This window comes from Streptococcus sp. 339, from assembly GCF_013277285.1.
Classification (GTDB): Bacteria; Bacillota; Bacilli; order Lactobacillales; family Streptococcaceae; genus Streptococcus; species Streptococcus pseudopneumoniae.
Genome location: NZ_VMMR01000005.1, coordinates 1 through 14,210 on the forward strand (window position 1 = coordinate 1; position 14,210 = coordinate 14,210).

The 14,210-nt window shown below is 40.1% G+C and carries 14 protein-coding genes; 8 read left to right on the forward strand and 6 right to left on the reverse strand.

Going from position 1 to position 14,210, the window contains the following annotated elements:
- The first annotated feature begins 488 nt into the window (after positions 1 to 488).
- From HT736_RS00670 to HT736_RS00705, 8 genes are all read left to right on the forward strand, one after another.
- Positions 489 to 1,634: a site-specific integrase gene (locus HT736_RS00670; RefSeq protein WP_172930649.1), complete on the forward strand. Its 1,146-nt coding sequence runs from the start codon at positions 489 to 491 to the stop codon at positions 1,632 to 1,634.
- Between the two features lie 132 nt (positions 1,635 to 1,766).
- On the forward strand, positions 1,767 to 2,336 hold the full coding sequence (locus HT736_RS00675; protein WP_000681274.1) for a CYTH domain-containing protein: 570 nt from the start codon (positions 1,767 to 1,769) through the stop codon (positions 2,334 to 2,336).
- A gap of 112 nt (positions 2,337 to 2,448) precedes the next feature.
- Entirely contained in the window at positions 2,449 to 3,408 is a 960-nt protein-coding gene (locus HT736_RS00680; protein ID WP_172930650.1) for a ribose-phosphate diphosphokinase, read from the forward strand.
- A 9-nt stretch (positions 3,409 to 3,417) separates the two neighbouring features.
- On the forward strand, positions 3,418 to 4,533 hold the full coding sequence (locus tag HT736_RS00685; protein ID WP_172930651.1) for a cysteine desulfurase family protein: 1,116 nt from the start codon (positions 3,418 to 3,420) through the stop codon (positions 4,531 to 4,533).
- A 4-nt stretch (positions 4,534 to 4,537) separates the two neighbouring features.
- Positions 4,538 to 4,885 carry a DUF1831 domain-containing protein gene (locus HT736_RS00690; protein WP_000863540.1) on the forward strand — a complete coding sequence of 116 codons (348 nt, stop codon included), beginning with the start codon at positions 4,538 to 4,540 and terminating at the stop codon, positions 4,883 to 4,885.
- A gap of 7 nt (positions 4,886 to 4,892) precedes the next feature.
- Complete coding sequence (locus HT736_RS00695; RefSeq protein ID WP_000462493.1) at positions 4,893 to 5,108, forward strand: DUF4649 family protein; 216 nt, start codon at positions 4,893 to 4,895, stop codon at positions 5,106 to 5,108.
- A gap of 82 nt (positions 5,109 to 5,190) precedes the next feature.
- Positions 5,191 to 5,832 (forward strand): redox-sensing transcriptional repressor Rex, encoded by a 642-nt coding sequence (locus HT736_RS00700; protein WP_000653403.1) that lies wholly within the window; start codon positions 5,191 to 5,193, stop codon positions 5,830 to 5,832.
- Positions 5,833 to 5,849: 17 nt separating this feature from the next.
- Positions 5,850 to 6,539: a gamma-glutamyl-gamma-aminobutyrate hydrolase family protein gene (locus HT736_RS00705; RefSeq protein WP_000743339.1), complete on the forward strand. Its 690-nt coding sequence runs from the start codon at positions 5,850 to 5,852 to the stop codon at positions 6,537 to 6,539.
- Here HT736_RS00705 and radC read toward each other — a convergent pair.
- The 6 genes from radC to HT736_RS00735 all read right to left on the reverse strand — a co-directional run bounded on the left by radC (position 6,536) and on the right by HT736_RS00735 (position 14,039).
- On the reverse strand, positions 6,536 to 7,216 hold the full coding sequence (gene radC, locus HT736_RS00710) for a DNA repair protein RadC (protein ID WP_000286927.1): 681 nt from the start codon (positions 7,214 to 7,216) through the stop codon (positions 6,536 to 6,538). The genes HT736_RS00705 and radC overlap by 4 nt on opposite strands.
- A 42-nt stretch (positions 7,217 to 7,258) precedes the next feature.
- Complete coding sequence (gene pcrA / locus HT736_RS00715) at positions 7,259 to 9,550, reverse strand: DNA helicase PcrA (RefSeq protein ID WP_172930652.1); 2,292 nt, start codon at positions 9,548 to 9,550, stop codon at positions 7,259 to 7,261.
- Between the two features lie 516 nt (positions 9,551 to 10,066).
- Complete coding sequence (locus HT736_RS00720) at positions 10,067 to 10,927, reverse strand: methionyl aminopeptidase (protein ID WP_000631540.1); 861 nt, start codon at positions 10,925 to 10,927, stop codon at positions 10,067 to 10,069.
- A 15-nt stretch (positions 10,928 to 10,942) separates the two neighbouring features.
- Entirely contained in the window at positions 10,943 to 12,220 is a 1,278-nt protein-coding gene (gene spxR / locus HT736_RS00725) for a CBS-HotDog domain-containing transcription factor SpxR (protein ID WP_138707661.1), read from the reverse strand.
- Positions 12,213 to 12,764, reverse strand: a complete 552-nt coding sequence (locus tag HT736_RS00730; RefSeq protein WP_001028719.1) for a GNAT family N-acetyltransferase — start codon at positions 12,762 to 12,764, stop codon at positions 12,213 to 12,215. Before HT736_RS00730 ends, spxR begins: the two co-directional genes overlap by 8 nt.
- A gap of 15 nt (positions 12,765 to 12,779) precedes the next feature.
- Positions 12,780 to 14,039 (reverse strand): UDP-N-acetylglucosamine 1-carboxyvinyltransferase, encoded by a 1,260-nt coding sequence (locus HT736_RS00735; protein ID WP_001227095.1) that lies wholly within the window; start codon positions 14,037 to 14,039, stop codon positions 12,780 to 12,782.
- Positions 14,040 to 14,210: the final 171 nt, after the last annotated feature.

Here is a 14,210-nt window from a genome sequence, read left to right on the forward strand (position 1 = left end):
TTAGGTTACTTAGAGGTTTACCCTCATATTTTTAAACTTTGAGCCTTTGCGCTCCAGGGAAGTAGCTTAATTGTTACTTCCCTTTTTTGAGTTATAAATACTTGAAATAAACAAAAGCACCCCCATATTCGCCAATAGCAACCTCATCCTATAGGTCTATTGTGCGAAATTGATATTTTTTGAAAATTATATTACAATACAGCTATCAGGAGTTTAGCTCCATAAAGTTTAGGTTTGGATTTTAGATCCATAACGTGATGGTAGCCGTATTTGATACGACTACTTTTCTTTTTATCTAGCAACTGTTTCCATTTTGGAAACAACTCAAAAAATCCCCACACTCTCCATCGCCAAACTTTGAGTGTGAGGATTCAACTTTCCACCTAGCAAGCAATGGAAAGGATGATAAAAAAATACAACTATAGTTTATCATAAGTTCTACACCTTTTCAACTATGCGGGCAAGCAATCGAAAAGAAAGGACTTTTTATGATAAAAAAATACCTTACAAAAAAAGGAGAGACTAGATATCTCTTTCAAACATATCTGGGTATAGACCCTGCTACTGGAAAAGAAAAACGCACAACAAGACGTGGTTTTAAAACCATTAAAGAGGCAAAGGCTGCCGAACGTGACCTTCTCTTAGATGTTGAAGAGAACGGTTTTTCAAACAATGAAGATTTTCAGAACCCTACTTTCGCTGAAGTCGCTGAGTTATGGCTTGATAGCTATAAAAGTACTGTAAAACCAACAACCTATCAGAACGTTAAGAAAAAACTTCGTATTATAATTGACTCATATTTTACAGATATGAAAATTCAGCAGATCAGTGTAGCTTATTGTCAAAAGGTTGCTATCCAGTTAAGTAATCGCTATATCCTATATGCCAATTACTACTCTGTAATCAGCCGTATTTTCAAGTATGCCGTTTCTCTTGACATCATTAAGTTAAATCCCTTGGACAAGATTATCAAGCCTAAAAATAGACCCTTAAAGGGCAAAGAGAACCACTATACAAAACAGGAACTAACGGAGTTTCTTAAAGTTTACAAAGTAAATTGTAAGCCAGTAGACTACACCTTTTTTCACTTGCTCGCTTTTTCTGGATTGAGAACTGGAGAAGCAATTGGCCTCATGTGGTCAGATGTTGACTTTGAAAATAAGTTGTTAAGCATTTCTCGCACGGCTGTCGTGATTGGTAAAAAACAAACTGTTCAGGATCCTAAAACCAAAAGGAGTAAGAGGGTTATCACCTTAGATGATGAAACTCTGAATGTTTTGAAACTCTGGAAACGACAGCAAATAAAAGAATATTTCCAGGCTGGTGTGCCTTACAAACGTGAATCGAATTATATATTTACGAATAGTTTCGGAGGATGGATTTCTCCTTCAGCTGTTAAAGAGAGACTTAGAAGATTCTTTTGTGAACATAAAGATGTCAAAAAAATCACTCCTCACGGTTTCAGGCACACACACGCTTCTCTCCTCTTTGAAGCTGGTATTACAGCCAAAATTATTTCGGACAGATTAGGTCACAACAATGTTCAAACAACCCTTGATATGTATACCCACATCAATGATAATCAACGTTTTGAAGTCGTTGATCAGCTCATGGATTTCATTCGCTCCAGCTAAAAGTAGAGTCGTATTCAATCTCGTATTCACTTTTGGTTGACATGCTAGAAACCCACTGATTTCAAGGGACTAGGAAGCTGTGAGCAGTTTATACCATAATCCGCTTTCAACGATAAAGAAAAGGTAAGAAAAATGAAACATTTAGAAATTGAATTGAAAACACTATTGAAAAAAGATGAGTATGATCGTCTAAAAGACCAGTTCACAGGTGTCACTCCTGTTCTTCAAAAAAATTACTACATCGACACACCTGATTTTGAGCTGCGAGAAAAGAAAGTTGCTATGCGCATTCGAACTTTTGAAGACTGGGCAGAATTGACACTCAAAGTCCCGCAGAGTGTTGGAAACATGGAATACAATCAAAAATTGCAACTAAAAGATGCTGAAAACTATCTGAGCAAGAAAGAATTTCCTCAAGGGATAGTATTGGATGAATTGGCGAAACATGGTATCCAAACTAGTGAATGGCAGGTTCTTGGTTGTCTAACAACACTTCGCTATGAAATGCAAACAGCTATTGGCCTCATGGCACTGGATGAAAGTCAGTACTTTGATATGACAGATTATGAATTAGAGCTTGAAGTGGAAAATCATGAGCAAGGCAAACAGGATTTCCAGCAATTTTTAGAGGAAAATCAGAGTTCCTATCAAAAAGCTCCATCAAAATTGGTTCGATTTGTCAAAAGTATGAAAAATAGCTGAAATAATCTCCATTTTTTGGTAAAATAGAAAAGATAAAAATACACGAATCCCAGTTCATATATGTAAGGCAAATATCACTAGGATTTATAAAGTTTACAGAGGACGGTCTATAATGTCAGATAGAAAAAACATGAAACTTTTCGCACTCAACTCTAACCAAGAGATTGCACAGAAAATTGCTCAAGCTGTTGGTGTCCCACTTGGAAAACTATCATCACGTCAATTTTCAGACGGAGAAATCCAAGTGAATATTGAAGAAAGTGTCCGTGGTTATGATGTTTACATCATCCAATCAACAAGTTTCCCTGTCAACAACCACCTAATGGAATTGTTAATCATGGTCGACGCTTGTGTGCGCGCAAGTGCCCACAGTATCAACGTTGTCCTTCCATATTTTGGCTATGCACGTCAAGACCGCATTGCTTGTCCTCGTGAGCCACTTACAGCAAAACTAGTTGCCAATATGCTGGTTAAGGCTGGGGTTGATCGTATCCTGACTCTTGATTTGCATGCCGTTCAGGTTCAAGGTTTCTTTGATATTCCAGTGGATAATCTTTTCACTGTTCCCCTATTTGCAAAACATTACTGCGATAAGGGACTACTCGGTTCAGATGTTGTTGTCGTTAGCCCTAAAAATTCAGGTGTAAAGCGTGCGCGTAGCTTGGCTGAATATCTTGACGCTCCTATCGCCATTATCGACTATCCTCAAGACGATGCAACTCGCAACGAAGGTTATATCATTGGTGATGTTGAAGGTAAGAAAGCTATCTTGATTGATGATATTTTAAATACAGGACGTACCTTCTCTGAAGCTGCTAAAATCGTTGAACGTGAAGGGGCTACAGAAATTTATGCTGTTTCTAGCCACGCTCTCTTCGTCGAGGGAGCTGCTGAACTTCTTGACAATACTAAGATTAAAGAAATTCTTGTGACTGATTCAGTAGCAACAAAAGAAAAAACTCCTAAAAACGTATGCTACATCACTGCTAGTGAGTTAATTGGTGATGCTATCGTCCGTATCCACGAAAGAAAACCAGTCAGCCCACTCTTTACCTACAACAAAAAGAAATAAGGTGATTCTTTGATTTATTTGGACAATGCTGCGACAACTCCTATGTCAGCAGTTGCTATTTCAGCTATGACCAAGGTGATGCAAGAAACCCATGGAAATCCTTCTAGTATTCATGGGCATGGTCGTCAAGCTGGCAAACTCTTGCGAGAAGCCCGCCAGGAACTAGCTCAGTTACTGGGGACGAAACCTCAACATATCTTTTTCACTTCTGGTGGGACTGAGGGCAACAATACTGCTATCATTGGCTACTGCCTTCGTCACCAAGAACGAGGAAAACATATTATCACAACTGCCATCGAGCACCATGCTGTCCTTGAAACCATTGATTACTTGGTTCAACACTTTGGGTTTGAAGCAACCATTATCCAGCCAGAAAATCAAGAAATCACCGCCCAGCAAATTCAAGAGGCCTTACGTGACGATACGATTTTGATTTCTACCATGTTTGCCAATAATGAGACTGGAAACCTACTGCCCATTGCTGAAATCGGCCAAATACTCAAGCAACACCCAGCCGCCTATCATGTCGATGCAGTTCAGGCTATTGGTAAAATCCCTATTCATCCAGAAGAATTGGGCATTGATTTTCTCACTGCTTCTGCCCATAAATTCCATGGTCCTAAGGGAATCGGCTTTCTCTACGCATCTAGCATGGATTTTGATTCCTATCTACATGGTGGAGACCAAGAACAGAAAAAACGTGCAGGAACTGAAAATTTAGCTGCCATCGTGGGTATGGTTGCAGCCCTAAAAGAAGACCTAGAAAAACAGGAAGAACATTTCCAACATGTACAAAATCTAGAAACTGCCTTTCTTGCAGAGCTAGAAGGAATTCAGTATTACGTGAATAGAGGACAAGATCATCTCCCTTATGTCCTCAATATTGGATTTCCTGATCAGAAAAATGACCTTTTACTCCTTCGGCTAGATTTGGCTGGAATTTCTATCTCTACTGGCTCAGCCTGTACGGCAGGCATTGTCCAATCCAGCCATGTTCTTGAAGCCATGTACGGGGCAAATTCAGAACGCTTGAAGGAATCCGTTCGTATCAGTTTGTCGCCACAAAATACTGTTGAAGACCTACAAACCCTCGCAAAAACCTTAAAAGAAATTATCGGAGGTTAGCCATATGGCATTTGAAAAAACCATTCAGTTAAAAAATTGTCGTTACGACTACACTCTTAGCCCTTCTGTTAAAAAATTCACCCTCAAAGATAACACCTTTTTTGAGACTAAGGTTGGTAACTATGAATTGACTCGCCTTTTGGAAAAAGTGCCAAACAGCGGTGAAGGCTTCCAACTCAAAATCATCATTAACAAGGAACTTACAGGGGCTAAAATCAATATCACTGACAAGTTTGGTCTTCGTCTAGTTGATATTTTCAAATCAGAAGACCACCACATTCATCAGGAAAAATTCTACTTCCTCATGGATAGCTTGGTAGAACGTGGTGTCTTTACAAAATCAGAAAGATAGGTCCCATATGTTTGAATTGACCTATAAGGACAGCTATCATGTAGAGCGTACACTCAAGTATGAGGATTATGAAGCTCTCATGCTGGCTTTGTCAGGATGTGTGACCCTGCCAGATACACTTTATGTAACTTCTCTGACTTTTAATAGCCAGAAAATTTATCAGGGTCTGGTCGGAGACCTCTACCGTTTTCTATCACATACAGATTTTTTACATCAAAACTAAGATTTTTCTTAGTTTTTTCTTGTTTTTGTTGATTTTTTCACAATGTTTCTATAAAATAGAAGAATAGAAAGGTTGTGATTTTGTGAAAGATAAACAGTTTGCTATTCCAAAAGCTACAGCGAAAAGACTCTCTCTCTACTATCGAATTTTTAAGAGATTTCATGCAGAAAAGATTGAACGTGCCAACTCTAAACAAATTGCAGAGGCTATCGGTATTGATTCAGCGACCGTACGTCGTGATTTTTCCTATTTTGGTGAACTTGGTCGTCGTGGTTTTGGCTATGATGTCAAAAAACTGATGACATTTTTTGCCGATTTGCTCAATGATAACTCTATTACCAATGTCATGCTGGTTGGTATTGGAAATATGGGCCATGCCCTTCTCCACTACCGCTTTCATGAGCGTAACAAGATGAAGATTATCATGGCATTTGACCTGGATGACCATCCTGAAGTCGGTACCCAAACTCCTGACGGGATTCCCATTTACGGAATTTCTCAAATCAAGGATAAAATCAAGGATGCCGATGTCAAGACTGCTATCCTGACCGTTCCCAGTGTTAAGTCACAAGAGGTTGCTAATCTCTTGGTAGATGCTGGTGTGAAAGGAATTCTTAGTTTTTCACCAGTCCATCTGCATTTACCAAAAGATGTGGTCGTTCAGTATGTCGATTTGACAAGTGAACTCCAAACCCTCCTCTACTTCATGCGAAAAGAGGATTAGAAAGCGAAAATCATTTTATGAAAAAACCAGTTATTGGGATAACAGGAAACGAAAAAACTCATCCGGATGATGACATCATGATGAGCTACGCAGCAAAAGGCTTTGTGGAAGGCGTTAAAGACGCTGGAGGGATTCCCATCATCCTACCGATTGGTGATCAAGAAATGGCCTGCCACTATATCAGTATGATTGACAAGCTCATCTTGACAGGTGGGCAAAATGTTGATCCAAAATTCTATGGTGAACCAAAAACCATTGATAGCGATGACTACCACCTTCAAAGAGATATATTCGAACTAGCCCTCATCAAGGAAGCTATCAAACAGAAAAAGCCTATTTTCTCCGTCTGTCGTGGGACTCAGCTTTTTAACGTTGCCATGGGCGGAACTCTGTACCAAGATATCGAAGATCATTGGCAGAATTGTTCTGCCGAGTACACAACTCAACGCTTGGTGACAGAACCTGATACTGTTCTCCGAGAAATCTATGGAGAAATCTCCCATATCAACTCCTTCCATCACCAGAGTATCAAGGATTTAGCACCAAATTTAAAGATTGCGGCTCATGATCCTAAAGATGGTATTATTGAAGCTGTCATGAGTACGGATGATGTTGCCTTTCTCGGTGTCCAATGGCACCCAGAATTTCTATTTGAAAATCGCCCCAAAGATAAAAACCTCTTTGACTATGTTGTTAATGAACTTTAGATTAAATCTGTCTTTTCACGGTAACTAAAGTAACTAGATTGTGAGACAATCAAATGGTCCAAGAGGACAATCCCCATCAGGTCGCAGGCTTCTTTAACAATTTTAGTGACATGATCATCATTTCGGCTAGGGGCTACCGCTCCCGAAGGGTGATTGTGGACCAAGATGAGTGAAGTCGCCATATGCTTGATAGCATAGTGAAGAATCTCTCGCGGCTCAGCGATACTACGAGTTGCAGAACCGATAAAAATGGTCTGTTGATGAATGATTTGATTTTGAGTATTGAGATAGAGCGCCACCAGGTGCTCTTGTTTTTTGTCCCCCAATTCCTGTTGCATCTTCTTGGCCAACTTTTGACTGCTGAGAATACTTTCCATCTCAAGAGTCTCGTGTTTGTGAATACGATGGCCCAGTTCAATCATAGCTTGTAATTCTATGGCCTTAACACGGCCGATACCAGACAGACTCTGCAATTCCTGCAGGGTCATTTTTTTCAAATCCGTTAGGCTTGAAAGATTGCTCAAGACTTTCTGGGCAATTTCAAAAACGCTAGCTTGACGTGTTCCTGTCCTGAGTAAAATAGCTAGCAACTCTTGATTACTGAGCGCTTCAACTCCTTCCTTGGCCAGTCTTTCTCTTGGTAATAGTGAATCTTCTTGGAATGAAATACTGTACATAAAAATCCTCCTCACTTTATTATTCGTGAGAAGGATGAAAAATTAGATTTTTTTCTCAATTGGGGCCACACTAGCCAAAAGTTTTTTCAAACCTACTTCTGGGAAATTGATTTTCAATTCCTGCGTAGCACCGCTACCTGAAACTTCCACAACAGTTCCCTCTCCCCACTTCTTGTGGAGGGCAATGTCACCAATGGACCAATTTGCCTCGCTAGAAGCTGATTTTGCTCCAGCTGTAAATTGACCAAATGGGAGACCGCTTGACTGGATAGATTTTGGGGCAGCACTGCGTTTACGGTCTTGAAGAGCCTGGGCAAGACTCATACCTTGACCGAAGGCAACCCCACCACTGCTATAAGATGCCTTAAAGCTTGTATTTGCTGGACGAGCCAGACCTTGATACTCAAGTAAGTCCGAGCTGATTTCGTTAATAAAACGAGTGGGACGGTTGTAGTTGGTACGACCAAAAAGCAGGCGCGAGTTGGCATTTGTTAGATAGAGGATTTTCTCTGCACGCGTGATACCTACATAGGCTAGACGGCGCTCTTCTTCTAATTCATCTGGATCTTCAGCCGCACGACTAAGTGGAAAGACATTTTCTTCCATCCCAATCAAAAAGACAACTGGAAACTCGAGACCTTTGGCAGCATGCAGGGTCATCAAGGTCACTTCTGATGTCTCCTGACTACCTGAATCTGTGTCCGCAATCAAGGCCAAGTCATTTAAGAAACGACTTAGTTTATCCAAACCAGTTTCTTCTTCTGGCCCATCAGAGGTGTCATCAAAGTTTTTCGTCACAGAAAGGAACTCTTCAATATTTTCAACCCGAGCCTTGCTTTCTAAAGTCGCTTGAGCATTTAGAATATCGACGTAACCTGTTTTTTCTAGGACGGCCTCAACCAACTCAGTAATGCTTAACTGGTCCAGTTGCTCCCGCAAATCCAGAATCATATTGGCAAAATCCCAGATAGATTGGGCTGCTTTCCCCTTGATACCAGACAACATGATATTAGCAGAAGAATCCAGCATAGACATGTTTTGCACATTCGCAAAGTCACGAATTTTCTCAACCGTTCCTGGCCCAATTCCTCGTTTCGGTTCGTTGATAATGCGCTCAAAACTGATATTGTCACTCAAATTGGCAATGAGGTTAAGGTAAGCGATAATATCGCGGATTTCCTTACGGCTGTAGAACTTGGTTCCACCAACCATGGTATAAGGAATATTGGACTTAAGCAAGGCTTCCTCAATAGTACGGGACTGCGCATTAGTCCGATAGAGAACTGCAAAATCCTTGTGAAGGAAGTTTTGACTCCGACCAAGTTCATCGATGGTTTTGGCTACAAATACAGCCTCATCTAGCTCATCATTGGCACGATAGTAAACGATTTGTTCCCCATCAGCATTTTGGGTCCAGAGATTCTTAGGACGGCGGTTTTTGTTGTTTTTAATGACCTCGTTGGCCGCTTGGAGAATTGTTTTAGTGGAACGGTAATTCTCTTCCAACAAAACAACCTTGGCTTGGGGATAATCTTTCTCAAAATCCAAAATATTCTGCATATCCGCACCACGCCAACCGTAGATAGACTGGTCCGCATCCCCAACCACACAAATATTTTTAAAGCGTGAAGCCAAGAGTTTGACCAGTTGGTACTGGGCATGGTTAGTATCTTGGTACTCATCAACGTGGATGTACTGAAACTTCTGCTGGTAGTAGGTCAAGACATCAGGATTTTGATCAAAGAGACGCAGGGTCAGCATAATCAAATCATCAAAGTCAACCGACTCCGACTGACACAGTTCTTTCTGATAAGCTGTATAACACTGGGACACGATTTGCGTATACATATCGCCAGCTTGGGCAGCATAAGCTACATCATCAATCAGATCATTCTTAGCATTGGAAATGGTTCCCAAAATAGTTCGTTCATTCCATTTTTTAGGATCCAAGTTCAACTGCTTGAGAATGCGTTTCATGAGAGTTCGCTGCTCCCCTGGATCTACAATAGTAAAATTGCGATTGTAACCAATATGGTCCGCATCGCGACGCAGAATACGCACACACATGGAGTGAAAGGTCGCAATCAGACAGTCCTGAGTAGCTGGATTAAGGCTATAAGCACGCTCTTTCATCTCACGCGCAGCCTTGTTAGTAAAGGTAATAGCCAAGATATTCCAAGGATTGACCAGCTTTTCATCAATCAAATAAGCAATGCGGTGGGTCAAAACACGGGTCTTTCCAGAACCAGCCCCTGCCATGATCAACAAGGGACCTTCTGTCGTTTGCACCGCCTCAGCCTGACGGTCATTCATTCCATTTAATAATGCGTTCATCTTCTCTTCCTTACTCTTGAAGTCAATATTTCTATTATATCAGAAATCAGGGAAAATAGAAACTTTACGGGGAGTAGCAAAATATAGCGGATTGAAACTAGAATACTACACTGTAGGTTTCTAAAACACTCGACTTTTTCACTTAATTTTTTCATGAACTAGCTCAATACATCAATATAAAAAAGGTAAATTTAAGATTGGCAATACGAACGTTAAACAGAATTCCATTTCTCTTTTTAGAATCAAAACGACAATATTGTGGAACCTCTACAGAAACAATAGATTGCGACACTAAAATATTCTCCCCTAGTTTTGCTTTACTAATAGTATATAGGAGGAGAGCCCTGAATCCTAGACCCTCTGTTATGATGTGGTTACAAACAGAGTTGGAAAAAATCTTAAAGTCAGAAAAACGCATGATATCAGCCCCTAACACTTGATACAATGCGTTTTATTATGAAAAGATCTACTGGATTTTTTATCAAAATAAACTTCCAGTAGTCTTTTCAATTTTTATTAATAAGTTCCTTCTTCACCTTGGCTAGTCAAGATAACAGGTCCATCTTTCGTAATGACAAATTGGTGTTCATACTGACATGACAATCCACCGTCAATGGTCTTATGCGCCCAACCGGTTTTCATATCTGTATCGATTTCCCAGTCACCTGTATTAATCATTGGTTCAATAGTCAAGACCATTCCTTCACGGAGACGAAGTCCACGACCAGCAATACCATAGTTAGGAACCATTGGTTCTTCGTGCATGGTTGGGCCAACACCATGACCAACCAAATCACGCACTACACCGTAACCACGACTTTCAGCGTATTCTTGAATGGCTGCACCAATATCACCAATACGGTTCCCAATAACAGCTTGCTCAATCCCCTTATACATTGCTTCTTTAGTTACATCCATCAAGTTTTTCACTTCTTCGGACGGTGTACCTACAGCATAAGCCCAACAAGAGTCTGCTAAACCACCAGAATAGCTCTGAGTGTATTTCTTCATTTGCTCAACATTGTTGAAGTTTAATTTTGAGACATTCAAATCAGACTTAGCAATTGGACCTCCCAAAACCATGTCAACCTTGAGCAAATCACCATCTTTCAAGATATAGTGACGAGGGAAAGCATGAGCTACTTCATCATTAAGAGAGCAACAGGTAGCATAAGGATAGTCCATCATGGCACCGTCAACTCCAATCTGAAGCGGAAGGAAATTTTCTTCCTTACAACGACGGCGAACGTATTCTTCAACTTCCCACATATCTACGCCAGGCTTAATCAAATCACGCAAGCCAATATGGATACTTGCTAAAAAATCACCGGCCTTATCCATAGCTTCGATTTCACGAGCTGATTTTAATGTTATCATTTTTTCTCCTAGTTTCTAATTAATTTTAACGGTTACATTTGCTTTTGAAACAATCCGATGACCATGATAAATATCGTAATCAATAATAGCTGACCGTCTAGTATGGTGGATAATGCGTGCTTGAATGCGCAGTGTATCATCTATCTGAACAGCCTGCAAAAAGTAGATGAGCATCTGCTCGATAATGAGATTGCGACCACTATTCACAACTAAATCTTGGGTCATGTGAGTCAGTATCTCCGCTAATACACCATTAGCCAAAACACCGTTTTTCTCAAGCATAAAGGGTTCCACTGTAATGACGACTTCATCATGGTGATAAGCGAGTTTTTGACCAATCTGCTCAGAAAAAGTTGGTAGAGCAGAAACTTGGGAACGACTCATCTTCTCCATGACATCTCGTCGTGTCACAACTCCAAGCAAGGTTTGATTATTCCGAACAACCGGTACCATTTCAAAGTCTTCAGCAATCATCCGTTGACTCACATTGGCAATATTTGTCGATAATCCAACTAAAAATAAACTACGAGACATGACCTTGTCAATTGTGGTACTTGGTGACTTATCACCAGCATCTCTCATGGTTACAATGCCAACAACAACCTGATGTTGATTGATAACAGGAAAACGACTGCTACGATTCTTGCGTACCAAGTACAAATAATCTTTAACGGTGTCTGTCTCTCTCAGAAAACCATACTCATGACTTGGACGATAAAGCTTCTCAACTGTCAAAATATCAGTCTTGATTTGGACATTTGACAAGGCTTTATTGATCATAGTCGCAACAGTGAAAGTGTCATGCTTGCTTCTTAGAACAGGAATCCCTTTTTGATTTGCCAGTTTAAGCACATCATCATGAACATGAAAACCACCTGTAACCAAAACGGCATTTTCATTTTCCAGCGCTAGTAATTGGATACGGGTCCGGTCTCCGACAATCAAGAGTCCCCCATCATGAAGGTAGGATAGGATGTTTTGTTCAGTCATGGCACCGATAGAGAACTTACTAAATTCTCTCTCTAAACCTTCTTTCCCAGCCAGAACCTCAGAAGAAGTCACCTCTGCAATTTCAGCAAACGCTAATCTCTCTATAGCAACTTTCTGGGATTTAACACGAATTGTTCCACTTCTAGGACGGGTCTCCACAATTCCACGGTTTTCAGCTTCTTTAATAGCCCGATAGGCTGTTCCATCACTAACTCCTAGATGATTGGAAATACTACGAACACTGACTCTTTTACCTACTGGTAATTCCTCCAAATAGCTTAGAATTTCCTGATGCTTACTCATTGAACTCTCCTTTTACATACCGAAATTCAAGATAATCCCGCATTTTTCTTGTGTAACGATCACTTCCTTTAAACTGACGAATCAATCGAAATCCAGACTTAAGGGCAACCCGTTGACTTGCTTCATTTTCGAGATGGGTAATAATAGATAATTGTTTTAAATCAAATTCTTCAAAAGAAAGCTGACAAATTTTTCTAACAACCTCTGTCATAAATCCTTGCGACCAAGCATCTTTTCTCAAAAAATAGCCAAGCTCAGCTTCTTTTTTGATTTCATCTAACTTCTCAAATTTAATAGAACCAATCATTTGTTGATTTTTCTGGTCACAAATTGCCCACACTCCCAAAGGGGACTTCATAAAGTAATTGGCAAGTGCATACTGACTTTCTTCCAGACTTGCCTGCGTTGGGAAAATAAATTGAAGATTTTCTGGATTTGAAGCTACCTCGTGAAAGTCCTGATTATCACTAAAAAAGAAAGGACGCAAATACAAGCGATCCGTTTCAAAAAAAGAAAACATTGCTAATTTGGTCCAAATATTCATAAACACCTCTACGGTTTAATACTCAACAAGTCTAATATCCGCTCCTAGATTACGTAATTTTTCGATAATATCAGAATAACCACGTAAGATAAACTCGACATTGATAATTTCAGTTTGTCCCTCGGCCATCAAACCAGCAATAACTAAAGCTGCACCTGCTCTCAGGTCAGTTGCTTTAACACTGGCTCCACGTAAACTACGTCCACCCGTGTACAAAATATGACCATTTGTTGTCGAAATGTTCGCATCCATCTTTACTAGTTCAAAAACATGATTTACACGTTTTTCGTAAATCGTATCGACAATTGTACCACGACCATTCGCTCTTAGTAAAAGTGGGGTAATCGGTTGTTGCAAATCAGTTGCAAAGCTTGGGTAAGGAGCCGTCTTAATATTGATTGCTTTCAAATTAGACTGTTCCTCGACAAAAATGCTGTCTTCAGATACAGTCATTCTCACTCCCATTTCTTCCAACTTAGCAATAAATCCTTCTAGGTGTTCGTAAAGAACATTATTGATACGAATTCCTTTACCAACTGCAGCAGCTAAGGAAATATATGTTCCAGCTTCAATGCGGTCTGGAATCACCTGATGACGTGTCCCATGTAATCTTTCGACACCATCAATAATGATGATATTGGTTCCTGCCCCACGGATATGGGCACCCATATTATTCAAGAGGGTAGCTACATCAATAATTTCAGGTTCACGGGCTGCATTTTCAATAATAGTACGACCATTTGCTTTAACCGCAGCAATCATCGTATTAATCGTTGCTCCTACACTAATCGTATCCATGTAAATACTTGTACCATGAAGTCCTGTATCTTTAGCAGATAACTTCATGTTATCTCCCTCGTAGCTAACAGTGGCACCCATAGCTTCAAAAGCCTTAAGGTGTAGGTCAATCGGACGAGGACCAAGGTCACATCCTCCAGGCAAGCCAACTGTGGCTTCACCAAAGCGACCTAAAAGACTTCCATAAAAATAATAAGATGCACGAAGACTATTGATTTTCCCATAAGGCATTGGAATATTTTGAACACCTCTTGGATCAATCTCCAAGACATCGTCATAACGCTTAACAGTAGCTCCCATCAATTCCATAATTTCGACAAGACTGGCTACATCCGAAATATCTGGAACGCAATCCAAAGTCACCACATCATCAGCCAAGATAATAGCCGGAATTAAGGCCACAACACTATTTTTAGCACCACTAATAGTGATTTCACCTTGTAGTGGTAATCCACCATTGATAACAATTTTTCTCATTCTAAGTTTTCAATACTCTCTCAAGATTTCTAATAAGGTCTTTAAAATAAATTATATCATAAATGCAACCTTTTTTCCATCCTTTTCAATTTTATTGGATAAATCAGAGTTGATGAGTTAGTCACTGATACTCAATGAAAACCAAAGAGCAGATTAGGAAGCTAGCCGCAG

What these genes read in the sequence shown, in the direction of transcription:
- HT736_RS00670 (WP_172930649.1), top strand. Translation starts at nt 489, where the DNA reads ATGATAAAAAAATACCTTACAAAAAAAGGAGAGACTAGATATCTCTTT.
- HT736_RS00675 (WP_000681274.1), top strand. Translation starts at nt 1,767, where the DNA reads ATGAAACATTTAGAAATTGAATTGAAAACACTATTGAAAAAAGATGAG.
- HT736_RS00680 (WP_172930650.1), top strand. Translation starts at nt 2,449, where the DNA reads ATGTCAGATAGAAAAAACATGAAACTTTTCGCACTCAACTCTAACCAA.
- HT736_RS00690 (WP_000863540.1), top strand. Translation starts at nt 4,538, where the DNA reads ATGGCATTTGAAAAAACCATTCAGTTAAAAAATTGTCGTTACGACTAC.
- HT736_RS00695 (WP_000462493.1), top strand. Translation starts at nt 4,893, where the DNA reads ATGTTTGAATTGACCTATAAGGACAGCTATCATGTAGAGCGTACACTC.
- HT736_RS00705 (WP_000743339.1), top strand. Translation starts at nt 5,850, where the DNA reads ATGAAAAAACCAGTTATTGGGATAACAGGAAACGAAAAAACTCATCCG.
- radC (WP_000286927.1), bottom strand. Translation starts at nt 7,216, where the DNA reads ATGTACAGTATTTCATTCCAAGAAGATTCACTATTACCAAGAGAAAGA.
- pcrA (WP_172930652.1), bottom strand. Translation starts at nt 9,550, where the DNA reads ATGAACGCATTATTAAATGGAATGAATGACCGTCAGGCTGAGGCGGTG.
- HT736_RS00720 (WP_000631540.1), bottom strand. Translation starts at nt 10,927, where the DNA reads ATGATAACATTAAAATCAGCTCGTGAAATCGAAGCTATGGATAAGGCC.
- spxR (WP_138707661.1), bottom strand. Translation starts at nt 12,220, where the DNA reads ATGAGTAAGCATCAGGAAATTCTAAGCTATTTGGAGGAATTACCAGTA.
- HT736_RS00730 (WP_001028719.1), bottom strand. Translation starts at nt 12,764, where the DNA reads ATGAATATTTGGACCAAATTAGCAATGTTTTCTTTTTTTGAAACGGAT.
- HT736_RS00735 (WP_001227095.1), bottom strand. Translation starts at nt 14,039, where the DNA reads ATGAGAAAAATTGTTATCAATGGTGGATTACCACTACAAGGTGAAATC.